The sequence below is a fragment of the uncultured Sphingomonas sp. genome (genome assembly GCF_913774285.1).
Classification (GTDB): domain Bacteria; phylum Pseudomonadota; class Alphaproteobacteria; order Sphingomonadales; family Sphingomonadaceae; genus Sphingomonas.
Genome location: NZ_CAJYHX010000015.1, coordinates 1 through 21,010 on the forward strand (window position 1 = coordinate 1; position 21,010 = coordinate 21,010).

Consider the following 21,010-nt stretch of genomic DNA (forward strand, 5'->3'; position numbering starts at 1 on the left):
GCCGGGGCTGTCGGGTTCCAGATCGACCGTGTCGTAATGGCGGCCGTTCGGCAGCGTCTCGGTGACGATCGGCAGGTGGCATACCTCGCCCTTGCCCCCCGGCGCCGGGCGCTTGGCACCGTAATAATCGGTTTCGCCGCACGGACTGTTGGTGTCGACCGGGATGTCGACATAGTGGAGCGGCCCGCGTTTGATCGGCTTGCCGTTCAGGATCACCGTGCCGCCACGCACCGCCAGCGTATCGCCGGGCAGGCCGATGACGCGCTTGATGTAATCGTTCTGCGTGCCCGGCGGCGTCACGATGACGACATCGCCGCGCGTCGGCAGGCTGCCGAACAGGCGGCCGTGGATGAACGGCAGGCCGACGCTCCAGCTTTCCTCAGGCCGGCGCAGCACCAGCCCCTTGAAGATCGCGACCGGGTTGGGGATCGTCGGCGAGACGAACGACCAGCCATAAGCGAATTTCGACACCACCAGCCGGTCGCCGACGCGCAACCCCGGCAGCATCGACTCGCTCGGGATATAGAAAGGCTTGGCGACGAAGCTGTGGAAACCGAGCACGATCAGGACGAGCCAGAAGATGCCCTTCACCTCGCCCCACCAGTCTGTCGTCTTCTTGGGCGACGCCTCGGCAGGCGGCGGCGCTACCGTCCCGTTCTGAGCGGACTCGTTACCGTCCAACACCGCTTCCTTCATGCTCTGGGGTCCGGGATCGCCTCGATGATCACAAAGGCCTGCGCCCAGGGATGATCGTCGGTCAGGGTCAGATGTACCTGCGCGAGGTGGCCCTCGGGGATCATGGCGTCAAGCCTGTCCTTCGCACCGCCTGTCAGGCTGAGCGTCGGGGCGCCGGAGGGGGCGTTGACGACGCCGATGTCCTTCATGAACACGCCTGCCTTAAAGCCCGTGCCGACCGCCTTCGAAAACGCCTCCTTGGCGGCGAAGCGCTTGGCGAGCGTGCCGGCCTTGGTGAACGGCCGCTTCGCGGCGCGCGCGCGCTCGGCATCGGTGAAGACGCGGGTTTCGAAGCGATCCCCGAACCGGTCGAGCGACTGCTGGATCCGCTCGATATTGCACAGGTCCGAACCCAGGCCGACGATCACAAGTCCGCCCCCGCGCAGCGGGGGAGGGGGACCGCTCGCCGCAGGCGAGTGGTGGAGGGGGCGGCGGCGCAGCCGCCGTTCCACGGCGCCCCCCCTCCACCATGCTGCGTATGGCCCCCCTCCACCGCTAACGCGAGGGAGGAGTTGCTACCCTCATCCACGCGCGGCATCCATGTCCTCGCGCATCCGCCGCACGGCGCCGTCGAGGCCGACGAACAGCGCCTCGCCGATCAGGAAATGGCCGATGTTCAGCTCGCGCACCTGCGGGATGGCGGCGATCGGCCCGACATTGTCGAAGGTCAGGCCGTGACCCGCATGCACCTCGATCCCGTTCTTGGCCGCCAGCGCCGCGGCGTCGGACAGGCGGCGCAGTTCGGCGGTGCGCGCTTCGCCGTCCAATTCGGCGTAGCGGCCGGTGTGCAGCTCGACGACCGGCGCGCCGAGGCGGATCGCCGCATCGATCTGCGCCGCATCGGGCTCGATGAACAGCGAGACGCGCACCCCCGCCTCGCGCAATTGCGCGACGATGGGCGACAGGCGCTCGAACTGCCCCGCCGCGTCGATCCCGCCCTCGGTCGTCCGCTCCTCGCGCTTCTCGGGGACGATGCACGCCGCGTGCGGGCGATGCTTCAGCGCGATCGCGAGCATCTCGTCGGTCGCCGCCATCTCCAGATTGAGCGGCACGGTCAGGCCGGTCGCCAGCCGCGCGATATCGTCATCGGTGATGTGGCGGCGATCCTCGCGCAGATGCGCGGTGATGCCGTCCGCCCCCGCCTCGACCGCCAGCAGCGCCGCCCGCACCGGATCGGGATACCCCGACCCGCGCGCGTTGCGCACCGTCGCGACGTGATCGATGTTGACGCCCAGCCGTAGATGCCCGGTCATGCCGCCCGGCTCCCCGGCTTGATCGCGGGGATCGCTTCCAGTTCGGGCGGCAAGGCGTCGGGCTGGTAGGTCGGCACGTCGAGCCGGATCAGCGGGAAGAAGGGCACGTCGAACGCCGCCTTGCCGCCCGACCGGTCGACCAGCGAAGCCATGGCGATCACGCGCCCGCCCGCCGCCTCGATCGCGGCGATCGCCTCGCGGCTCGACAGGCCCGTGGTGACGACGTCTTCCATCATCAGCACCTCCTGGCCCGGCTCCAGGCGGAAGCCGCGGCGCAGTTCGAACGTGCCGGTGGGACGCTCGACGAACATCGCCTCGACGCCCAGCGCACGTGCCATCTCATGGCCCGCGATCACGCCGCCCATCGCGGGGCTGACGACTGCGCTGATCCGCGCCTTCAGTTCGGCGGGAATACGCTGCACCAGTGCGTCGGACAGGCGAGCGCCGCGGCGCGGGTCCATCAGCACGCGCGCGCATTGCAGGTAGCGCGAGCTGCGCAGGCCCGACGACAGGATGAAATGCCCTTCGAGCAGCGCGTCCGCGGCGCGGAATTCGGCCAGCACGTCGTCGTCGGTCATCGTCATTCGTCCCGCACAGGAAACCGTATCGTCGGCGCTCATAGGTACTCCGTCCCGCCCCCTCAAGCGCCCGGCCACCATAAACATGGGGGTAACGCTTGAGGCGGGGCGCCCTGCCGCGTATAGCCGTGGCAAAAGGGGTGCATTCGTGTGCCCATAACGGCCCGTTGCCGGGCGGGCGAGGGAACTGAACGGGGTGACGACACGCATGCGCATGAGGTTCAAGGGAATCGTGCTGGCCGCAGGGCTGGCGCTGACCGGCCTGGGGGCGAGCGCCGTGGCGCAGGCCCCCGCGTCGCCCGCTCCGCAAGGGGCCGCCGCCCCCGCGGGCGTGTCCAATATCGCCCCCACCACCGCCAACGCGACCGCGCCTGCGGCGCCGGAATCGCCTGCGCTCGCGATGGACGGCGCGCCGGTGATGACCGCCAAGCCCGGCGTCGGCCACCCGGTCGCCGGCCGCATCGGGCTGCAGCCGCAGGTGACGACCAATGGGCAGTTCGCCCACTGGTTCCACGATTCGATCCTGCTGCCGCTGATCGTCGCGATCAGCGTGCTGGTGCTGCTGCTGCTGATCTGGGTCGTGATCCGCTATCGCCGCGCCGCCAATCCGATCCCGTCGAAGACCAGCCACAACACCGCGATCGAGGTGATCTGGACGCTGGCGCCGGTCATCATCCTGGTGCTGATCGCCGTGCCCTCGATCGGTCTGCTGCAGGCGCAGTTCAAGCCGGCTCCGGCGGGCGCGGTGACGCTGAAGGCGATCGGCAACCAATGGTATTGGTCGTATCAGTACCCGGATAACGGCGGGTTCGAAGTCACCGCCAACATGCTCAAGGAAAAGGACCAGGTCGCCAAGGGCGAGCGGTTCCGCACCGACGCCGACGGTCCCCGCCTGCTCGCGGTCGACAATCGCATCGTGCTGCCGGTCGGCGTGCCGATCCGCCTGATCACCACCTCGCAGGACGTGATCCACAGCTGGGCGGTCCCCGCCTTCTGGATCAAGCTGGACGCGGTGCCCGGCCGCCTCAACGAGACGAGCTTCACGATCAAGGAACCCGGCCTGTACTTCGGCCAGTGTTCCGAATTGTGCGGCGCGCGCCACGCCTTCATGCCGATCGCCGTCGAGGCGGTGTCGCCCGCGCAGTTCGCCGCGTGGGTGAAGGCCAAGGGCGGCACGATGCCCGGCACCAAGGCGCCGTCGGACAAGGTGATCCCGCAGCCGGGCGCCGAGGGTTCGGCGACCAAGCAGGCGGAAGCCAAGGCAGCCGACGCCGTCACCGGCCCGGTCACCAACGCGACGACCGCCGCCCCCACCACCTCGCAGGGTGCGACCGGCAACCCGGCCACCGGCAACGCGGGACAGTAAGATGACCGATACCGCCCTCCACCCCAACGCCTTCGTCGCGCACGGCGATCACGCGCACCACGACGCGGACCACAAGCCGGGCTTCTTCGCCCGCTGGTTTATGTCGACCAACCACAAGGACATCGGCACGCTGTACCTGATCTTCGCGATCGTCGCGGGGATCATCGGCGGCGCGATTTCCGGCCTGATGCGCGCCGAGCTCGCGCAGCCGGGCATCCAGTATCTGGTCGGCTGGGCGAACTTCCTGCCCGGCGGCGACGGCGGCCTCGACCATGCGCTCCATCTCTGGAACGTGCTGATCACCGCGCACGGCCTGATCATGGTGTTCTTCATGGTGATGCCGGCGATGATCGGCGGCTTCGGCAACTGGTTCGTGCCGATCATGATCGGCGCGCCGGACATGGCCTTCCCGCGGATGAACAACATCTCGTTCTGGCTGACCGTGGCGGGCTTCGTGCTGCTGATGCTCTCGCCCTTCGTCGGTGTCGGCGCGGGCACGGGCTGGACGGTCTATGCGCCGCTTTCCACCTATGGCGAGCCGGGGCCCTCGGTCGATTTCGCGATCTTCTCGCTCCACCTCGCGGGCGCGGCGTCGATCCTCGGCGCGATCAACTTCATCACGACGATCTTCAACATGCGCGCGCCGGGCATGACGCTGCACAAGATGCCGCTGTTCGCCTGGTCGGTGCTGGTCACCGCCTTCCTGCTGCTGCTCGCGCTGCCGGTGCTCGCCGCGGCGATCACCATGCTGATCACCGATCGCAACTTCGGCACCGCCTTCTACGACCCGCAGTACGGCGGTGACCCGGTGCTCTACCAGCACCTGTTCTGGTTCTTCGGCCACCCCGAAGTCTACATCATGATCCTGCCGGGCTTCGGCATCATCAGCCACATCATCGCGACGTTCAGCCGCAAGCCGGTGTTCGGCTATCTCGGCATGGCCTATGCGATGGTGGCGATCGGCCTGGTCGGCTTCGTCGTCTGGGCGCACCACATGTTCACCACCGGCCTGCCGGTGCAGGTGAAGATGTACTTCACCGCCGCCACCATGGTGATCGCGGTGCCGACCGGCGTGAAGATCTTCTCCTGGATCGCGACGATGTGGGGCGGCTCGATCAGCTTCAAGACCCCGATGGTCTGGGCGATCGGCTTCATCTTCATGTTCACCGTCGGCGGCGTGACCGGCGTCGTCCTCGCCAATGGCGGCGTCGACGACTATATGCAGGACACCTATTACGTCGTCGCCCACTTCCACTATGTGCTGTCGCTGGGCGCGGTGTTCAGCCTGTTCGCGGGCTTCTACTACTGGTTCCCGAAGATGACGGGCAAGATGTACAGCGAGCTGCTCGGCCAGATCCACTTCTGGGTGTTCTTCGCCGGCGTGAACCTGCTGTTCTTCCCGATGCACTTCCTCGGGCTCCAGGGCATGCCGCGCCGCATCCCCGACTATACGGACCAGTATGCCTACTGGAACCACACCGCGACGGTCGGATACATGATCATGGCGGCGGGCATGGCAGTGTTCTTCGTCAACGTGATCTACTCGCTGCTCGCGGGGAAGAAGGCGGAAGCCAATCCCTGGGGCGAAGGCGCGACCACGCTCGAATGGACGCTGTCGAGCCCCCCGCCCTTCCACCAGTTCGAGACGCTGCCCAAGATCGACTGATCCGGCCGCAGCCGAACGACAAAGCCCCGGGGGAGACCTCCGGGGCTTTTTTCATGCCCGTCGTCGGTTATCCCAGGTCTCGCGGCGCTGCCGTCACAGCCAGCGCACCCCGTGCGAGTGGCTCACATACAGATCGGCACCATGAGCGAGGCACCATTGGGTGAGTTCCTCGTGGAGCACCGGCCAGAGGTCCCGCGCCCAGTCCGGTGCCGTTTCCGCCCATGCCGCCGCACTCGGCAGATTGGCGGACAGGACGCCCATCGGCAGATCGAGCTCGAAGGCGCCGCCGGGGCCGGTCACCACCAGCCGTTCCTTCCATTCGGGCTGAAACTGGAACACGCTTGTCGTCATCGTTTCTCGCTACGGGGTCAGCGCTTCGGGCGCTAGAACCGCGTCGACGCCGTCACCCGGAAGCTGCGGGGTGCGCCCGGCATCGTCCACACATTCGCGTAGGAACTGGCGATGTAATAGGCTTCGAACAGGTTATCGACGTCCGCCCGCAGCGTGAGATGGTCGTTCACCGCAACGCTCAGATTGGCCCGCGCGATCGTGTAGGCCGGCAGCCGATAGCTGGTCCCGAACGGATCCCCCGCCCGCGCGCCGACATGCGTCATCCCGCCGCCCAGCGCCACCCGGCCCAGTGTCTTCTGGACAAACAGGCTGCCCATGTCGCTCGGCACATTGCTGAGCGAGGTGCCGATCAGCGCCGCATTGGCATCGTTGCGCACCTTCGCATCGAGATGGGTGTAGGTGCCGGTGACGAGCAGGTCGTTGGCCGCCTTCCAGTTCAGCTCGAGTTCGCCCCCGCGCGAGCGCTGCCGCCCGATCTGCGTGCGCACGAACGGATCGATCGCGTTGGGATTGAGCACGTTGCGCTTGATCATGTCGAACAGCGCCGCCTGGCCCGTGAGCCGCTGGCCGAACAGCGCGAACTTCACCCCGCCCTCGATCGACTGGCTGCGCTCGCCGTCGAAGCTGGTCGTCCCGTCCGACGGGTTGAGCCGCAGCGATTCGCCCCAGCTGGCGTACAGCGCGATCGCGTCGCTCGCCCGCCAGGTCAGCGCCGCGCGCGGGGTGACGCCCTTGTCGACCGTCTCGAAGCGGCGGTTGGTCAGCCGGTTGATCACCGTCTCGCGGAAGCTGTTCCAGCGCGCGCCGAGCAGCAGCGTGAACGGCCCCGTCCCGATCAGGTCCTGCGCATAGACGCTCTCGCTGCGGAAGCGGCTGTCACGGCTGGCGAAGGGCGGCGGCACCGGCAGGGCGGTGGTCGCATAGACCGGGCCGAACAGGTCGATCGGCAGCAGCGGCTTGGCCGGGGTGCCACGGGCGCGGTTCATTACGAAATCCATGTGATAGCGGACCCGGTCGGCACCGACGCGCAGATCATGGGTCATGCCGAGCAGCATGACCTTGGCGGCCAGCTCGGCGCGCAGCGACAGGTCGTTCCAGGCGAAATCGTGGTAGCGCCGGTCGCGTCCCGCAGTACGCCCATCCGCCTGCAGTCCACGCGGGCCGAAATCGACCATTGTCCCGAAGCCGCGCAGCGATCCGTCGCGCTGACTCGCGCCGAACTCGAGCCGGACGTCCCTGGAGAGATCGGCGAACAGGCTGCCCTGCTGCCAGAAGCCGTTCTGGACGATGTGCCCGTCACCCGGCTCGCCCAGAAAGGTGCGGCGGTCCATCGCCCGCGCATTGCCGCCGACCGCGGCGATGCCGCGATCCAGCACGCTGGTGTTGCGCATATACTCGGCCTGGTACAGCAGCCGCAGCCCCGCTGCCGGCGCCCAGGCGAGCGACGGTGCGATCAGCCGACGCGAGCCGTCGACATGGTCGCGGAAGCTGTCATGCCCCTCCGCCACGCCGATCAGCCGCGCGGAGAGCCCCTCCGCCAGCGGTCCCGTCACGTCCGCGCTCGCCCGCCAGCTGTTCCAGCTGCCCACACTCAGATCGGCGCTGCCCTGGAAGCGATCGAGCGGCGCCTTGGTGACGATGTTGATAGCCCCGCCCGGCTCGCCGATCCCCGACAGCGCCGCGGTGGCGCCCTTGAGCACCTCGACTCGCTCGATCGTCGCCGCGTCAATCGGCGCGTTGAAGCCGAAATTGCTGCTGAAGCGGTTGATGCGGATGTCCGGCCCGGCATTCTCGTCGCCGGCAAAGCCGCGGATCGACACCTTGTCCCACAGGCCGCCGAAATCATTCTGCCGCGCGACGCCGCCGGCGAGATCGAACAGGTCGCCGAGTCGCGTGGGGTTTACCGCGTCGATCAGGTCTCGATCTAGCACGCGCACCGATTGCGGATAGGTGAAGGCGGGTATGTCGGCACCGAGGATGCTCGCATTGGCCGCGCGACCCGTGACGAGGATGTCGTCCTCCCCCTGCACCGTCTGCGCCGCCGCGGGCAGGGCGACGCTGCTGGCCAGCGCGGCCAGCACGATGCTGCGCCGGCGAAGAGAGGATTGGATCATGGATGCGCCCCGATACGGATGTTCTTATCGGCTGCGCGCATACGCATGTTAATAATCAGTTGCAATAGCATCAGCGTGTCGCTGGCGGGTCGGGGGGCGAATAGGCTGGCCTCGCCGGCGCGATCGGCGCATCAGCGGATTCGGTAACTTGTATCCGCTATCCTGCGCGACGCCCCCGCACGCGTCGCTGATGCGTTCAGTCTGGGATACGGCAGTTTTTGGAGACGTCGATGCGCAGCCCCTATGCCGACTGGATGAAGATCGGCCTCGACAGCTGGATGCTGGGCATCGAGGCATCGACCGTGATCGGGATGCGGCTGACCAAACTCGCCGCCGGCGGCCCCGGCGCCACGGCCGAGGCGCAGCGCATGGTCGCCGAGAAGATGCAGGCCGCCTGGGAGCTCCAGATCGCCGCCGCCACCGGTCGGCTGGGCAGCACGCCGCACGCGCAGGCGAGCAAGACCCTGCGGCATTATCGCCGCAAGGTGCGGGCTAACGCCAAGCGGCTCGGCTGACCTCTTTCGCCCGCGCGGGCAGCGCCGTATATCGGGAACGATGATGTCCGTGACCAACGCCAATCCCGCACTGCCCGCCGATTGGCGCGATTTCCTTGCCCTCACCAAGCCCCGGGTGATGACGCTGGTCGTCTTCACCGGGCTGTGCGGCATGCTTGCCGCCCCCGTGCCGATCCACCCGGTGCTCGGCTTCACCGCGATCCTGTGCATCGCGCTGGGCGCCGGTGCCGCCGGCGCGCTCAATCAGTGGTATGAGGCGGATCTCGACGCCAAGATGAAGCGGACGCAAGGCCGCCCGCTGCCTGCGGGCCGCATGGACCGCCAGTCGGCGCTGCATTTCGGCGTGGGCCTCGCGGCGTTCAGCCTGGTGCTGATGTATGTGGCGATCAACCTGGTCGCGACGCTGATCCTCGCCGTCTCGATCCTCTTCTACGTGTTCGTCTACACGATCTGGCTCAAGCGCCGGACGCCGCAGAACATCGTGATCGGCGGCGCGGCCGGCGCCTTCCCGCCGCTGATCGGCTGGGCGGCGGCGACGGGCAATGTCGCGACGCTGCCGCTGCTGCTGTTCGCGCTGATCTTCCTGTGGACGCCGCCGCATTTCTGGGCGCTCGCGCTGTTCGTGAAGACCGATTACGCCAATGCCGGGGTGCCGATGCTGCCGGTCGTGGCCGGCGAGCGCACGACGCGCGTCCAGATCGGCCTCTACACCCTGCCGATGATCGCCGCCGCCGCCGCGCCCTGGCCGCTGGGGCTGAGCGGCATGGTCTACGGTCTCACCGCCGCGGTGATGTCCGGCATCTTCCTCGCCATGGCGATCCAGGTCGCCACCCGCCGCACCGAGCCGGAAGACCGTATGATCCCGGAAAAGCGGCTGTTCAAATTCTCGATATTGTATCTGTTCGTGCTATTCGGTGCGCTCGTGATCGACAGGTGGATCGGATGAACGATTCCAGCGGAGAGGATGTGATACGGATGCCGGCATCGGAACTGGAGCTGATCCGCGCGCGCCAGCGATCGCGCGCCCGGGTAATGGCGCTGCTGCTCGGCGGGTTCGTGGTGCTGGTGTTCGCGATCTCGATCGTGAAGATGAAGCTGGGCCACGGCGGATGAGAGTCAGCCGCAACCTGCGCGTCGGCCTGATGGGTGCCGTGCTGGTGTGCGGCATGACCGGGCTGGGCTTCGCCGCGGTGCCGCTCTACCGCATTTTCTGCGAGGCGACCGGCCTCAACGGCACCACCCAGCGGGGCTTACGCGCGCCGGGCGCGACGGGCCAGAAGATCACGGTGGCGTTCGACAGCAATGTCAGCCCCAAGCTGCCGTGGAAGTTCGCGCCCGAGCGCCGATCCGACACGATCGACATCGGCGGCCGCGACATGGCGTTCTTCACTGCCACCAACACGTCCAATCACCCGATCACCGGCACCGCGACGTTCAACGTCACCCCCGCGCAGGTCGGCAAATATTTCACCAAGATCCAGTGCTTCTGCTTCACCCAGCAGACGCTGCAGCCGGGCGAGACCGTCCGCATGCCGGTGATCTTCTTCGTCGACCCGAAGATCCTGAACGATCCCGACGCGCGCGACGTCCAGGAGATCACCTTGTCCTATACATTTTATCCAGTGGATTCGCCGAAGACACCAAGCTAGCATCGCGCAAAATAGAGAGAGGATTGGGATACGCCCATGGCTGGAGCAAAGAACCACCAGTATCATATCCTGCCGCCGAGCATCTGGCCGCTGCTGGGCTCGCTGGGCGGGCTGGTCCTCGCCTCGGGCGCCGTGATGTGGATGCACAAATATCCCAACGGGACCTTGGTGCTCACCACCGGCTTCCTGCTGGTGCTGCTCACCATGTTCGGCTGGTGGGGCAAGGTGATCCAGGAAGCGCATGCCGGCGATCACACGCCGATCGTCCAGCTCCATCTGCGCTATGGCATGATCCTGTTCATCGCCTCCGAAGTGATGTTCTTCGTCGGCTGGTTCTGGGCCTGGTTCGACTTCTCCCTCTTCCCCTCCACGGTCGAGGCGGTCGGCGGCACCTGGCCGCCCAAGGGCATGGAAGTGCTCGACGCCTGGCAGTTCCCGTTGCTCAACACGCTGATCCTGCTCTGCTCGGGCTGCACCGTCACCTGGGCGCACCACGGGCTGATCCACAATGAGCGCGGCGGCGCACTGCGCGGGATCTGGGGCCTGATCGGCGTGGGCGAGAACGATACGGTGAAGAAGGGCCTGTGGCTCACCGTGATCCTCGGCTTCACCTTCAGCTGCCTGCAAGCCTACGAGTATATGGAGGCCCCCTTCCCCTTCAAGGCGGCGAGCGAGCATGGCTCCAGCTATGGCGGCGCCTTCTTCATGGCGACGGGCTTCCACGGCTTCCACGTGATCGTCGGCACGATCTTCCTGATCGTGAACCTGGTGCGTGCCTATCGCGGCGACTTCACTCCCCGCCAGCATTTCGGCTTCGAGGCGGCGGCCTGGTACTGGCACTTCGTCGACGTCGTCTGGCTGTTCCTGTTCGCGTCGATCTATGTCTGGGGCGGTTGGGGCGCGCCGGTCCACGCCGGCTGACGTGACCGGGACCACACCCGATCCCGAAGGGGGCGGCAGCGCGGCGTTGCCGCCCCCGATCGCATCCGGCCTCCATGGCTGCTGTCCGCGCTGCGGCGCGAAGACGCTGTTCCGCAGCTTCACCGCCTTTGCGGAACGCTGCTCGGCCTGCGGGCTGGATTTCACGAAGTTCAACGTCGGCGACGGGCCGGTGGTGTTCCTGACCCTCGGCATCGGCGCGCTGGTGACGATCCTGGCTTTGTGGGTGGAATTCAGCTTCTTCCCGCCCTTCTGGGTCCATCTGCTGGTCTGGCCGCCGGTGACGCTGGCGATGGTGGTGGGATCGCTGCGGGTGGCCAAGGGGCTGCTGCTGGCGCTCGAATATCGCAACCGGGCCCATCAGGGCCGGATCGCCGAGGACTGACATGCGCCGCGTGCCACCGATCCCCACCCTGCTCGTCGGCCTCGCGGTGGCGGCGATGATTGCGCTCGGTTTCTGGCAGCTCGACCGGAAGACGCAGAAGGAGGCGGCGCTCGCCATGTTCGCCGCCAACACGCTGCAGCCGACGATCACGATCGAGAGCGGCGCCGCCGACGCCTCGCTGCTGTTCCGCCATGCCCGTAGCGCGTGCAAGGCCGTGACCGGCTGGGCGCGCCAGGGTGGTCGCGGGGTGCAGGGGCTGCAGGGCTGGCGGCAGATCGCGACCTGTCGCACCCATGCCGACGCGACGCTGCTGGTCGACATGGGGGTGACCCGCGACCCGATGTTCCGCCCGCAATGGCCTGGCGGGGTGGTGAGCGGCACCCTCACCCGGGCGCCCGATCATCGCCCGCTGATCGCAAGCGTCTTCGATTCCGCGCCGCAGCCGCTGATGCTGGTTTCGGACCAGGGCGCGCCGGGGCTCCAGCCCAGCGCCCCGCCGGACATCGCCAGCGTGCCCAACAACCACCTCGCCTATGCGGTGCAATGGTTTCTGTTCGCCGGCGTCGCGGTCATCATCTACGCGCTCGCGCTGCGCCTGCGCGCCCGGGGAGCGCCCGACCCCCGAATCCGCTGACCCCCTGCCCCTCCCGTACCGCCGCGCAGATGGGTGGACGCGGCCGCACCGCACGCTAAGGGTGGGGCAAGGCAAGCGAACCTCGGAGCGGCATGCATGAACGATCAGGTTTCCCAGGGCTATGGCGCGGTCGCCGCGACCGCCGAGACCGGCTGGCTGACCACCTCCTTCGTCCTCATCGCGCTAGGCGCGGCGCTGGCGGTGTTCATCCTGATCTGGGGGACGCGCCTGGCGATCCGCCGCCGCAAGGCGCGCGAGGAGCTGGACGAGCGCGGCGAACTCGAGGTCGTCGATCCGGCCAAGCCAATCGAACCGGCGCAGGAGATCCCCAGCGCACCCGAAGCGCCGGCACCCACGCCTGAGCCCCAGCCCCTTGCCGACGAGCCGATCGCGGCCGCCGCGCCGGTCGCAGCCCCTTCGGCCGCGCTCGCTGCGGACACCAATGCCGAGCCAGCACCTGTCGCGTCGACACCCGCCGAGTCCGCACCTGCCGAGTCCGCGCCTGCCGCGGCCGCGCCTGCGACGGGTGGCGACGACCTCACCCGGCTAAAGGGAGTCGGCCCCAAGCTGGCGGCGCGGCTCAACGAACTCGGCATCACCCGCTTCGCGCAGCTCGCCGCGCTAGACGAGGCCAGCGCCAGGGCGCTCGACGCGCAGCTGGGCAGCTTCCAGGGCCGCATGACCCGCGACCGCTGGACCGAACAGGCCCGCTTCCTCGCCGCGGGCGACACCGCGGGCTACGAGGCGGTGTTCGGCAAGCTTTGAGCATGGATTAATCCTCCCCCGCCAGGGGGAGGTGGGCCGCGCAGCGGCTCGGAGGGGGAGGCTGCCAGGCCTTCTCGACGGCAGGGAATCCTCCCCCTCCGTCGCCTTCGGCGCCACCTCCCCCTGGCGGGGGAGGATTCGGTAGCGCCTTACCGCTTCAGAATATCCAGCGCGGCCGCGGTCAGCGCCTCGGTCGCGGTGCTGACCACCGCCTCGGCATCGGGCGCCCATTCGGCGCTGTGGAGCGAGGGCAGCATCGCCTTGCCGCCCTGCGCCGCGTCCCACTTGGCCTGGGGCACGCCGCCCACCCAGAAGATCGTGCTCTGGATGCTCTTGTCGGCGAGCCAATAGCGGCTGAAATCCTCGCCGCCCATGACCGCCTTGGTCTCCACCACCCGCTCCTTGCCGAAGCGCGCGGTGAACAGCCCCTGCAGCCGCCCGGCGAGCGGCTGGGTGTTGAACGTCGCGGGAGTAAATTCGTCCTTCACCGACACCACCGGCATCCGGTCCTCCGGCACCCCCGCCGCGATCGCCTCCCCCTTGGCGATGCGCGCGATGCCGTCGAGCAGCAGCTGGCGCGATTCGGGGGTGAAGCTGCGCACGGTGAGCAGCATGGTCACGTCGTTGCCGATGATGTTGTGCTTCGATCCGCCATGGATCGCGCCCACCGTCACCACCGCCGGCTGCTGCGGATCCATCTCGCGGCTGACCAGCGTCTGCAGCGTGGTGACGATCCGCGCGGCGAGCACGATCGGGTCGCGCGTGGTGTGCGGATAGGCGCCGTGGCCGCCCACCCCTTTCACCACGATGTCGACTGAATCGACATTGGCCAGCGCATAGCCCGGCGTGACGCCGATCTGCCCGGCTGGCAGGCTGGCGCTGTCGTGGAAGGCGATGGCGTAGCCGGGCTTCGGAAAGCGCGTGAACAGCCCGTCGTCGAGCATCGCCTTGGCGCCGCGCCCGCGCTCCTCGGCGGGCTGGGCGATCATCACCACCTTGCCGTGCCAGCGATCCTTCATCGCCGCAAGGTTGCGCAGCGTGCCGACCCAGCTCGCCATGTGGGTGTCGTGCCCACAGGCGTGCATCACGCCACTCTCGATCCCCTCGTCCGTCGTCGCCCGAACCTTGGAGGCGAAGGGCAGTCCGGTATTCTCGACCACCGGCAGCCCGTCCATGTCGGCACGGATCAGCACCACCGGGCCCGGCCCGTTACGCAGCACCGCGACCACGCCGGTGCCGCCGACCTTCTCGGTCACGTCATAACCCGCCTCCCGCGCGGCGGCGGCGAGCTTGGCGGCGGTCTGCACCTCGTGCAGGCTGAGTTCGGGATGGGCGTGGAGGTCCCGGTAGAGCGCCATCAGCTGCGGCATCGCCTTGGCCGTGGCGTCACGCACCGGATCGGCGGCGGCCGCAGCGGCAGGCGTGCCGAGGCTCATCGCCCCGGCCAACAGGAAAGACGTGAACATCGGGCCCCCTTTGCGATCATGGGCCCGAGTGTCACGCCTGCCCGCTCGCCTGTCAAACCGCCGGCACGATCTCGATCACGTCGACCTTCGATTCGAACGCCGGATAGGGCAGCACCAGCCGCCAGCGCTGCTCGCCGATCCGCTCGCCATAGCCGATCAGGTCGCGCTTGTTGTCGAGCCCGTAGCGGAGGGGGGCGCTGTCGTCCCCCACCTCCAGCGTGCCGAGGAAGGTCACGCGGGCCGTCACGTCGGGGAAGAAATTGCCGTCGGGCCGCTGGACACCGCCCTCGATCCGGAAGTGGCGCAGGTCGCCATCCGCGGTGATCGGGCAGGGCCGCCAGTCATAGGTGACGATCGCGGTCACCGCCGTGCCGCCGCCGCCCAGCTTGAAGGTGCGGCAGCGATAGGCGCCGGCCGGCGGCATCGCCGTGTCCAGCGCCCGATCGGGATCGAACAGCGCGGGATCGCCCTCGATCAGCTTCACATCGGCAGCGCGGGCGAGCGGCAGCGCCTCGCTCCACGCCTTGCGCCAGTTGCGCAGCTTGGTGCGATCGACGTCGGTCGCGATCCGGCGCCAGGGGAGACGCGTGTCCATCCCCGGCGAGGTCGCCTCGTGATAGGCGTTGCAACCCGCAAGCGCCGCGCCCAGACCCAAGGCGACCAGAGTGCGCAGCATCATTCGGCGGTCCAGCCGCCGTCGATCGAATAGTTCGAGCCGGTGATCTGCGCCGCTTCGTCGCGGCACAGGAACACGACCAGCGCCGCCACCTGCTCGGGCAGCACGAACTGCTTGGTCGGCTGCGCATCGAGCAGCACGTCGTTGATCACCTGATCGCGGGTCATGTTCCGCGTCTTCATCGTGTCCGGAATCTGGTTCTCGACCAGCGGGGTCCAGACATAGCCCGGCGAGATGCAGTTCACCGTGATGCCGTGCGTCGCCACTTCCAGCGCCGCCGTCTTGGTGAGGCCGGCCAGCCCGTGCTTGGCAGTGACATAGGCCGACTTGTTGGGGCTGGCGACCAGGCTGTGCGCGCTGGCGGTGGAGATGATCCTGCCCCATTTGCGCGCCTTCATGCCCGGGATCGCCGCCCGCATCAGGTGGAAGGTCGAGCTGAGGTTGATCGCGAGGATCGCATCCCACTTGTCGATCGGGAATTCGTCGATCGGCGCGACATGCTGGATGCCGGCATTGGCGATGGCGATGTCGACCGCGCCGAACTCGGCCTCGGCGCGCGCCACCATCGCCGCGATCTGATCGGGCTTGGTCATGTCGGCGGCGTCGTACAGCGCCTTGCCGCCGCTGGTCTCCGCCAGCGCGGCACGTTCCTTCTCGATGGCGGCGGCATCGCCGAAGCCGTTGATCAGCACGTTCGCACCCTCGGCGGCGAGCGCCTTGGCATAGGCCAGGCCGATGCCCGAGGTGGAACCGGTGATGATCGCGGACTTGCCCTTGAGGAACATCGGCATACTCCTTTGAATCTTTTAGCGGGGGGTGAGGTCGAACGCGGCGGTGTCGCCGTCAAGGATGTTCTGCGCAATGAGGCGGGAATTCGCCATGGTGTTGGCCACCGCGATGCGGCCGGCCTCCCAATGCTCGCGCATCGTGCGGGTGGAAAATTCGTAGTCGCGCGAATCGCCTTCCCACAGCTTGGCGCGGTAGATCAGCTGGACGATGTTGACCGGGTATTCGGTCACCAGCTCGCGCACCGCCTTTACCTCGGGCTCGTCGGCGATATGGTCCGGCAGTTTCTCGAGCAGGCGCCGCACGGTCTCGCGCGCATTGCGCAGCCGCAGCCGCTCATCGGAAATGGCGCGGGTGCGGCTGGAATAGCGGATTTCCTTCTCGCGGCCGAGCACGTCGGTCATCGTGCGCGGCAGCTCGTTGGCGGCGGGGAAGAGATCGACCTGGAAGACGAGCATCTCGGCCTCCTGCCGATCGAGCACATGGGTGAGCGGGGTGTTGGAGACGAGTCCCCCGTCCCAATACCAGCAGCCGTCGATCTCGACCGGCGGCAGCCCCGGCGGCAACGCACCAGAGGCCATGATGTGCCGTGCGTCGATGCGTTCGTCGCGCGTATCGAAATAGCGGAAATTGCCGCTCTGGATGTTGACCGCGCCGACCGACAGGCGGACCGGGCCGTTGTTGAGCAGGTCCCAGTCGACCAGCCGGTCCAGCGTCTCGCGCAGCGGCGTAGTATCGTAGAAGCTCAGCGCCTCGGGGGTGCCCGGCGTAGCGAAGACCGGCGGGATCGGGCGCGGGCGGAAGAAGCCGGGCACGCCGCCCAGCATCACCGCGCCGGCCGACCAGGCATGGGCGATCTCGCGCGCATGATCGTTGAGCGACGGCAGGAATTCGGGCAGCGCCGAGGTTACCTGGTCCCAGAAGGCGTGGATCGCCTCCAGTCGCCGCTGGGGCGGGTTGCCGGCGAACAGCGCTGCGTTGACTGCGCCGATCGAGATGCCCGCCACCCAATCGATCTCGATCTCGGCCGCGGCGAGCTCCTCGATCACCCCTGCCTGGAAGCTGCCGAGTGCGCCGCCTCCCTGCAAAACCAAGGCGACGGTGTCGGGTAGCGGCATCCCGGGTGCGGCATGACGGCGACGACGGGGCGGGCGGGACTCAGCATCAGCCATGCGCAGGGTCTGACCCAAAGCATGCTGCGGAGCAATATGACCGCTGTTAGTGTTGCGACTAACACCGTGAGAGGCGCGTGCAACGCACGCGCGGCTGAAGCATTGTGACGGCAATCGAACAAAAGGGGAGGCCCGATGCGGCTCGACGATCTGGATCCGACCGACAATGCCCGCGACCTTGGCTCGGGCGGCGGTGGCGGCGGCGGCTTTCCGCTGCTGGGGCTGCTACCAATGTTTCTCGGCCGCGGCATGGGCTGCGGCGGCATCGTGCTGATCGGCATCATCGCGCTGGTGATGTTCGCGATGGGCGGCGGCGGCGGCATGCTGGGATCGAGCGGCGGCGGCAGCGCGGGCCGGTCGCCTACCGCGGGCAAGTCCGGGCAGCAGGTCTGCCGCGTCGACGAGCGCCGGCTGGAGGCGTGCCGCGTGATGACCAGCACCGACCAGACCTGGGGCAAGATCTTCCAGGAGATGGGTCGCAACGACTATCGCCCCGCGACGATCAACTTCTTCAAGGGCGGCGCCGACACCGGCTGCGGCGCGGCGACCTCGGCGGTCGGCCCCTTCTACTGCCCGAGCGATGATGGCGTGTATCTCGATACCGCCTTCTTCGACGAGCTGCAGAACCGCTTCGGCGCCAAGGGCGATTTCGCCCGCGATTACGTAATCGCGCACGAAATGGGCCACCATATCCAGGACCTGCTCGGCACTTCGACCGAAGTCTCGCAGGCCCAAGCCAGGGCCTCCAAGACCGAAGGCAACCGCCTGTCGGTCAAGCTCGAGCTGCAGGCGGACTGCTATGCCGGCGTCTGGGCCGCGCGCAACCGCGATCGACTGGAGCCGGGCGACATCGAGGAAGGCATGACTGCGGCGAACGCAATCGGCGACGACACGCTGCAGAAGGAGGCGCAGGGCAGCGTGGTGCCGGACAGCTTCACCCATGGCACCTCGGCGCAGCGCATGGCATGGCTCAAGCGCGGCATGGAAACCGGCGATCCCCGCCAGTGCGATACCTTCAACAGCGCGCTTTGACCACGACGACATGGTTACTTGACGGCAACCCTTGGCCGCTATTGGGTAGCGGCCAAGGGGGACCGACCAGTGGAAACACGCGTCTGGCATTATGACGGCCGAACCATGCAGCGACGGATGCCGGCGCTGGTACCGAGCGCCGACGGGACCCATTTCACCCTAGATGGCGACGGCGCCGCCCCCGGCCCCTATGCCTTTGCCGATCTCGACCCCGAAGGCCATTCGCACCACGAGCGCGCCTTTAAGCTGAAGGGGCGACCCGGCTGGCGAATCACCTTCCTTGAGTTCCCCCCCGCCGAAATCGCCATCCGCCTGCCCAAGCCAAGGCGTGGGCATCCCTGGTTTTCCCACGCCCGGCTGGTCTGGGCCGGGGCGACCCTGGTGGTGCTGGCCTTGCTCGCCCTCGGCCTCACGCTGAAACTGCCGCCGCTGCTCGCCCGGCTCATCCCGCAATCGACACAGCAGCGGATGGGGCGGCTCATGGTCGCGAACCTCGGCGCCTATGCCTGCTCGACGCCGCAGGGAGACGCGGCGCTCAAGGCACTCGCCACGCGCCTGCGTCAAGACGACGACGTCACCATCCGCGTGCTTCGCGCGCCGATGATCAACGCCGCGGCTTTTCCCGGCGGCGAGGTGGTATTGTTCGACGGGCTGGTTCAGGGCGCAGAGTCGCCGGACGAGATCGCTGGCGTCCTGGCGCATGAACTGGGGCATGTCGCGCATCGCGACGGGATGGAGTCGCTGATCCGCCACTATGGGCTCGATCTGCTGTTCGGCGGGTTCGAGCGGAATGTCGGCGGCTATACCAGCGCCCTGCTCCATGCGCGCCATTCGTACAAGGCCGAGGCGGGCGCTGATGGCTATGCCATTGGTCGTCTGCAATTCGCCAAGGTATCGCCCCTCCCCACCGCCGCCCTGCTGGACCGCCTGGGGAAGCAGGACGCTGATCCGGCCAGCGCGGGCAAGCTGCTGACCTATGTTTCGTCGCATCCGCTGTCGGACTCGCGGGAGCGCGCCTTCCGCGCGAGCGCCAATCCCGGCGTGCGCTACATCCCCGCGCTCACCGCCACACAGTGGCAGGCGCTCCGCAGCATGTGCGGCGGTGCGCCCGGCGCTTAGGCGAGCGCGCCGATCAGCTTGCCGGCGAGGACCGACAGGCCCGACACGGCAATGGCCGCGCCGAAGACGAGCTGGCTGCTGGGAACGAACCGGCGGACCGGCAGGGCGATGGCTTTCTCGACTTTGCTCATGACGCCTATGTGCTCCTTGCCTGGGCCTGTGTCCTACGATCAATCCCGATGGCAGTAATCGGTTCCGTCGCTGGCGGCGAAAGGCGCGAGACGCTAGACCGCCTGCCATGACCCTGCTCGCCCATCACCACGCGCCCGGCGCCTCCCCCACCCTCGTCTTCCTGCCCGGCTATCGCTCCGACATGCAGGGATCGAAGGTGCTCGCGATGGAGGCCTGGGCGCGCGACCGCGGCCAGGCATTCCTCCGCTTCGACTATGCCGGCTGCGGCGAAAGCCCCGGCGATTTCGAGGACCAGACGCTGGCGAGCTGGCGCGACGACGCGCTGCGGATGATCGACACGGTGGTGGAAGGGCCCGTGGTGCTGGTCGGCTCGTCGATGGGCGGCTGGCTGATGCTGCTGGTGGCGCAGGCGCGGCCCGAGCGGGTGGTCGGCATGGTCGGCATCGCCGCCGCGCCCGACTTCACCCGCTGGGGCTTTACCGACGCCGAGAAGGCGACTCTCGCCAGGGAGGGCCGGCTGGAGCAGCCGAGCGACTATGGCCCCGAGCCGATGGTGACCACCCTCCCCTTCTGGACCTCGGGCGAGGCGAACCTGATGCTGGAGGCGCCGATCGCCTTCGACGGCCCGGTGCGCCTGCTCCAGGGCCAGCGCGACGCCGAGGTGCCGTGGGAGCTGGCGCTGCGGCTTGCCGACACGCTTCGTTCAGACGATGTGCAGGTGACGCTGGTCAAGGGCGGAGACCACCGCCTGTCGCGCGACGCCGACATCCGCCTGCTGCTCCGCGCCACCGAGGACGTACTGATCACATGCTCTTCCCCCTCCTCCTGCTGATCGCCCAGCAGCAGCCCCCCGCCGCCATCGCGCCCAAGGCCGGACCGGTGCTGCGCGATGCCGAGCGCGCCCGCGCCGCCGCCAAGGCCGCGGCGCCCGTGCCCGCCGGCGAGCCGCCGCGCTTCACCAAGTGCATGGACCTTGCCACCGGCGATCCCGGCGCGGCGATCGACGAAGCGGTGAAATGGGGCACCGACAAGGGCGGCATGTTCGCCCGCCAGTGCCTCGCCGTCGCCTATACCAACCAGGGCCGCTGGGACTCGGCCGCCGCCGCCTTTGAGGAAGCCGCGGGCGAGGCGGAGACGGCGAAGGACGGCGCCCGTGCCGCCACCTACTGGACCCAGGCGGGCAATGCCTGGCTCGCCGCCAAGAAGCCGCCCAAGGCGCGTGCCGCGATCAACGCCGCGCTGGCCAGCGGCCAGCTGAAGGGATTGGCGCTGGGCGAAGCCTATCTCGACCGCGCCCGCGCCGCCGTCGCCTCGGGCGAGAATGAAGGCGCGCGCGCCGATATCGACGTGGCGATCGCCAAGGCCGGTGACGATCCGCTCGCCTGGCTGCTCTCGGCCACGCTCGCGCGGCGGACGAACGATCTGCCGCGCGCGCAGAAGGACATTGCCGAGGCGGTCAAGCGCGCCGGCGACGACGCCGCGGTCCAGCTCGAGGCCGGCAACATCGCCGCGGCGAGCGGCGACGAGGCCGGCGCCAAGGCGGCGTGGAACAAGGTGGTCGCCGCCGCGCCGAGCAGCCCGCAGGCGACCGCCGCCCGCGCCGCGCTCGCCCAGTTCGACGCGGCACCGGCTAAGTAGCGGGTGGAACCGAGCGCGGGGCGCTCCTATCTGGCGGGA

Annotated in this window: 25 protein-coding genes; 14 read left to right on the top strand and 11 right to left on the bottom strand. The window is 68.3% G+C overall.

Going from position 1 to position 21,010, the window contains the following annotated elements; all coding sequences use genetic code 11:
- From lepB to pyrE, 4 genes are all read right to left on the bottom strand, one after another.
- Positions 1–696 (bottom strand): signal peptidase I (gene lepB / locus QZ670_RS06325; protein WP_294253071.1); only part of this gene is annotated, 696 nt, incomplete at its 3' end.
- Positions 693–1,103, bottom strand: a complete 411-nt coding sequence (gene acpS, locus QZ670_RS06330; RefSeq protein ID WP_043061154.1) for a holo-ACP synthase — start codon at positions 1,101–1,103, stop codon at positions 693–695. The genes lepB and acpS, both read right to left, overlap by 4 nt.
- Positions 1,104–1,256: 153 nt before the next feature.
- The gene (locus QZ670_RS06335; protein ID WP_017980639.1) at positions 1,257–1,988 is read right to left on the bottom strand and encodes a pyridoxine 5'-phosphate synthase; all 732 of its coding nucleotides are present in this window, start codon (positions 1,986–1,988) and stop codon (positions 1,257–1,259) included.
- Positions 1,985–2,566, bottom strand: coding sequence for an orotate phosphoribosyltransferase (gene pyrE / locus QZ670_RS06340; protein ID WP_024310309.1), 582 nt, complete (start codon positions 2,564–2,566; stop codon positions 1,985–1,987). The genes QZ670_RS06335 and pyrE overlap by 4 nt, the downstream gene beginning before the upstream one ends.
- Positions 2,567–2,774: 208 nt before the next feature.
- On the opposite strand from pyrE, the gene coxB reads away from it, so the two are divergent.
- Positions 2,775–3,932, top strand: coding sequence for a cytochrome c oxidase subunit II (gene coxB, locus QZ670_RS06345; protein ID WP_294253076.1), 1,158 nt, complete (start codon positions 2,775–2,777; stop codon positions 3,930–3,932).
- Between the two features lies 1 nt (position 3,933).
- Positions 3,934–5,598 carry a cytochrome c oxidase subunit I gene (gene ctaD, locus QZ670_RS06350; RefSeq protein ID WP_294253078.1) on the top strand — a complete coding sequence of 555 codons (1,665 nt, stop codon included), beginning with the start codon at positions 3,934–3,936 and terminating at the stop codon, positions 5,596–5,598.
- Between the two features lie 93 nt (positions 5,599–5,691).
- Here ctaD and QZ670_RS06355 read toward each other — a convergent pair whose 3' ends face one another.
- Positions 5,692–5,949 (bottom strand): hypothetical protein, encoded by a 258-nt coding sequence (locus QZ670_RS06355; protein ID WP_294253080.1) that lies wholly within the window; start codon positions 5,947–5,949, stop codon positions 5,692–5,694.
- A gap of 32 nt (positions 5,950–5,981) precedes the next feature.
- Positions 5,982–8,063, bottom strand: a complete 2,082-nt coding sequence (locus tag QZ670_RS06360; protein WP_294253082.1) for a TonB-dependent siderophore receptor — start codon at positions 8,061–8,063, stop codon at positions 5,982–5,984.
- A gap of 230 nt (positions 8,064–8,293) precedes the next feature.
- Here QZ670_RS06360 and QZ670_RS06365 point away from each other — a divergent pair, with 230 nt between their 5' ends.
- The 8 genes from QZ670_RS06365 to QZ670_RS06400 all read left to right on the top strand — a co-directional run bounded on the left by QZ670_RS06365 (position 8,294) and on the right by QZ670_RS06400 (position 12,950).
- Complete coding sequence (locus QZ670_RS06365) at positions 8,294–8,578, top strand: hypothetical protein (protein ID WP_294253084.1); 285 nt, start codon at positions 8,294–8,296, stop codon at positions 8,576–8,578.
- Between the two features lie 40 nt (positions 8,579–8,618).
- Complete coding sequence (locus tag QZ670_RS06370) at positions 8,619–9,524, top strand: heme o synthase (protein ID WP_294253086.1); 906 nt, start codon at positions 8,619–8,621, stop codon at positions 9,522–9,524.
- Positions 9,521–9,691 carry a hypothetical protein gene (locus QZ670_RS06375; protein WP_294253311.1) on the top strand — a complete coding sequence of 57 codons (171 nt, stop codon included), beginning with the start codon at positions 9,521–9,523 and terminating at the stop codon, positions 9,689–9,691. The genes QZ670_RS06370 and QZ670_RS06375 overlap by 4 nt, the downstream gene beginning before the upstream one ends.
- Positions 9,688–10,227: a cytochrome c oxidase assembly protein gene (locus QZ670_RS06380; RefSeq protein ID WP_294253088.1), complete on the top strand. Its 540-nt coding sequence runs from the start codon at positions 9,688–9,690 to the stop codon at positions 10,225–10,227. The genes QZ670_RS06375 and QZ670_RS06380 overlap by 4 nt, the downstream gene beginning before the upstream one ends.
- A gap of 36 nt (positions 10,228–10,263) precedes the next feature.
- Entirely contained in the window at positions 10,264–11,148 is an 885-nt protein-coding gene (locus QZ670_RS06385) for a cytochrome c oxidase subunit 3 (protein WP_294253090.1), read from the top strand.
- Position 11,149: 1 nt separating this feature from the next.
- Entirely contained in the window at positions 11,150–11,551 is a 402-nt protein-coding gene (locus QZ670_RS06390) for a DUF983 domain-containing protein (RefSeq protein ID WP_294253092.1), read from the top strand.
- A 1-nt stretch (position 11,552) separates the two neighbouring features.
- Positions 11,553–12,185: an SURF1 family protein gene (locus tag QZ670_RS06395; protein WP_294253094.1), complete on the top strand. Its 633-nt coding sequence runs from the start codon at positions 11,553–11,555 to the stop codon at positions 12,183–12,185.
- A 96-nt stretch (positions 12,186–12,281) separates the two neighbouring features.
- Positions 12,282–12,950, top strand: coding sequence for a hypothetical protein (locus QZ670_RS06400; protein ID WP_294253096.1), 669 nt, complete (start codon positions 12,282–12,284; stop codon positions 12,948–12,950).
- 149 nt (positions 12,951–13,099) lie between these two features.
- Here QZ670_RS06400 and QZ670_RS06405 read toward each other — a convergent pair whose 3' ends face one another.
- From QZ670_RS06405 to QZ670_RS06420, 4 genes are read right to left on the bottom strand one after another with little or no spacing between them, the layout of a single operon-like run.
- Positions 13,100–14,416, bottom strand: coding sequence for an amidohydrolase (locus QZ670_RS06405; protein WP_294253098.1), 1,317 nt, complete (start codon positions 14,414–14,416; stop codon positions 13,100–13,102).
- Between the two features lie 52 nt (positions 14,417–14,468).
- A complete protein-coding gene (locus tag QZ670_RS06410; RefSeq protein WP_294253100.1) occupies positions 14,469–15,095 on the bottom strand; it encodes a DUF4893 domain-containing protein in 627 nt (208 codons plus the stop codon).
- The gene (locus tag QZ670_RS06415; RefSeq protein ID WP_294253300.1) at positions 15,092–15,877 is read right to left on the bottom strand and encodes a 3-hydroxybutyrate dehydrogenase; all 786 of its coding nucleotides are present in this window, start codon (positions 15,875–15,877) and stop codon (positions 15,092–15,094) included. Before QZ670_RS06415 ends, QZ670_RS06410 begins: the two co-directional genes overlap by 4 nt.
- A gap of 21 nt (positions 15,878–15,898) precedes the next feature.
- Positions 15,899–17,050 carry a patatin-like phospholipase family protein gene (locus QZ670_RS06420; RefSeq protein ID WP_294253101.1) on the bottom strand — a complete coding sequence of 384 codons (1,152 nt, stop codon included), beginning with the start codon at positions 17,048–17,050 and terminating at the stop codon, positions 15,899–15,901.
- 135 nt (positions 17,051–17,185) lie between these two features.
- Between QZ670_RS06420 and QZ670_RS06425 the strand changes: the two genes are divergently transcribed.
- Together QZ670_RS06425 and QZ670_RS06430 are read left to right on the top strand one after the other, a co-directional pair.
- A complete protein-coding gene (locus QZ670_RS06425; RefSeq protein ID WP_294253103.1) occupies positions 17,186–18,082 on the top strand; it encodes a neutral zinc metallopeptidase in 897 nt (298 codons plus the stop codon).
- Positions 18,083–18,187: 105 nt separating this feature from the next.
- On the top strand, positions 18,188–19,201 hold the full coding sequence (locus QZ670_RS06430) for a M48 family metallopeptidase (RefSeq protein WP_294253105.1): 1,014 nt from the start codon (positions 18,188–18,190) through the stop codon (positions 19,199–19,201).
- Here the strand turns inward: QZ670_RS06430 and QZ670_RS06435 are convergent.
- Positions 19,198–19,332, bottom strand: a complete 135-nt coding sequence (locus tag QZ670_RS06435; RefSeq protein ID WP_294253107.1) for a hypothetical protein — start codon at positions 19,330–19,332, stop codon at positions 19,198–19,200. The genes QZ670_RS06430 and QZ670_RS06435 overlap by 4 nt on opposite strands.
- 107 nt (positions 19,333–19,439) lie before the next feature.
- Here QZ670_RS06435 and QZ670_RS06440 point away from each other — a divergent pair, with 107 nt between their 5' ends.
- Together QZ670_RS06440 and QZ670_RS06445 are read left to right on the top strand one after the other, a co-directional pair.
- On the top strand, positions 19,440–20,165 hold the full coding sequence (locus QZ670_RS06440) for an alpha/beta hydrolase (RefSeq protein WP_294253109.1): 726 nt from the start codon (positions 19,440–19,442) through the stop codon (positions 20,163–20,165).
- On the top strand, positions 20,141–20,971 hold the full coding sequence (locus QZ670_RS06445; RefSeq protein WP_294253110.1) for a hypothetical protein: 831 nt from the start codon (positions 20,141–20,143) through the stop codon (positions 20,969–20,971). Before QZ670_RS06440 ends, QZ670_RS06445 begins: the two co-directional genes overlap by 25 nt.
- Positions 20,972–21,010 lie beyond the last annotated feature (39 nt).

What these genes read in the sequence shown, in the direction of transcription:
- QZ670_RS06335 (WP_017980639.1), bottom strand. Translation starts at nt 1,988, where the DNA reads ATGACCGGGCATCTACGGCTGGGCGTCAACATCGATCACGTCGCGACG.
- pyrE (WP_024310309.1), bottom strand. Translation starts at nt 2,566, where the DNA reads ATGACCGACGACGACGTGCTGGCCGAATTCCGCGCCGCGGACGCGCTG.
- coxB (WP_294253076.1), top strand. Translation starts at nt 2,775, where the DNA reads ATGCGCATGAGGTTCAAGGGAATCGTGCTGGCCGCAGGGCTGGCGCTG.
- ctaD (WP_294253078.1), top strand. Translation starts at nt 3,934, where the DNA reads ATGACCGATACCGCCCTCCACCCCAACGCCTTCGTCGCGCACGGCGAT.
- QZ670_RS06355 (WP_294253080.1), bottom strand. Translation starts at nt 5,949, where the DNA reads ATGACGACAAGCGTGTTCCAGTTTCAGCCCGAATGGAAGGAACGGCTG.
- QZ670_RS06360 (WP_294253082.1), bottom strand. Translation starts at nt 8,063, where the DNA reads ATGATCCAATCCTCTCTTCGCCGGCGCAGCATCGTGCTGGCCGCGCTG.
- QZ670_RS06365 (WP_294253084.1), top strand. Translation starts at nt 8,294, where the DNA reads ATGCGCAGCCCCTATGCCGACTGGATGAAGATCGGCCTCGACAGCTGG.
- QZ670_RS06370 (WP_294253086.1), top strand. Translation starts at nt 8,619, where the DNA reads ATGATGTCCGTGACCAACGCCAATCCCGCACTGCCCGCCGATTGGCGC.
- QZ670_RS06375 (WP_294253311.1), top strand. Translation starts at nt 9,521, where the DNA reads ATGAACGATTCCAGCGGAGAGGATGTGATACGGATGCCGGCATCGGAA.
- QZ670_RS06380 (WP_294253088.1), top strand. Translation starts at nt 9,688, where the DNA reads ATGAGAGTCAGCCGCAACCTGCGCGTCGGCCTGATGGGTGCCGTGCTG.
- QZ670_RS06385 (WP_294253090.1), top strand. Translation starts at nt 10,264, where the DNA reads ATGGCTGGAGCAAAGAACCACCAGTATCATATCCTGCCGCCGAGCATC.
- QZ670_RS06395 (WP_294253094.1), top strand. Translation starts at nt 11,553, where the DNA reads ATGCGCCGCGTGCCACCGATCCCCACCCTGCTCGTCGGCCTCGCGGTG.
- QZ670_RS06400 (WP_294253096.1), top strand. Translation starts at nt 12,282, where the DNA reads ATGAACGATCAGGTTTCCCAGGGCTATGGCGCGGTCGCCGCGACCGCC.
- QZ670_RS06405 (WP_294253098.1), bottom strand. Translation starts at nt 14,416, where the DNA reads ATGTTCACGTCTTTCCTGTTGGCCGGGGCGATGAGCCTCGGCACGCCT.
- QZ670_RS06410 (WP_294253100.1), bottom strand. Translation starts at nt 15,095, where the DNA reads ATGATGCTGCGCACTCTGGTCGCCTTGGGTCTGGGCGCGGCGCTTGCG.
- QZ670_RS06415 (WP_294253300.1), bottom strand. Translation starts at nt 15,877, where the DNA reads ATGTTCCTCAAGGGCAAGTCCGCGATCATCACCGGTTCCACCTCGGGC.
- QZ670_RS06420 (WP_294253101.1), bottom strand. Translation starts at nt 17,050, where the DNA reads ATGGCTGATGCTGAGTCCCGCCCGCCCCGTCGTCGCCGTCATGCCGCA.
- QZ670_RS06425 (WP_294253103.1), top strand. Translation starts at nt 17,186, where the DNA reads ATGCGGCTCGACGATCTGGATCCGACCGACAATGCCCGCGACCTTGGC.
- QZ670_RS06430 (WP_294253105.1), top strand. Translation starts at nt 18,188, where the DNA reads ATGCAGCGACGGATGCCGGCGCTGGTACCGAGCGCCGACGGGACCCAT.
- QZ670_RS06435 (WP_294253107.1), bottom strand. Translation starts at nt 19,332, where the DNA reads ATGAGCAAAGTCGAGAAAGCCATCGCCCTGCCGGTCCGCCGGTTCGTT.
- QZ670_RS06440 (WP_294253109.1), top strand. Translation starts at nt 19,440, where the DNA reads ATGACCCTGCTCGCCCATCACCACGCGCCCGGCGCCTCCCCCACCCTC.
- QZ670_RS06445 (WP_294253110.1), top strand. Translation starts at nt 20,141, where the DNA reads ATGCTCTTCCCCCTCCTCCTGCTGATCGCCCAGCAGCAGCCCCCCGCC.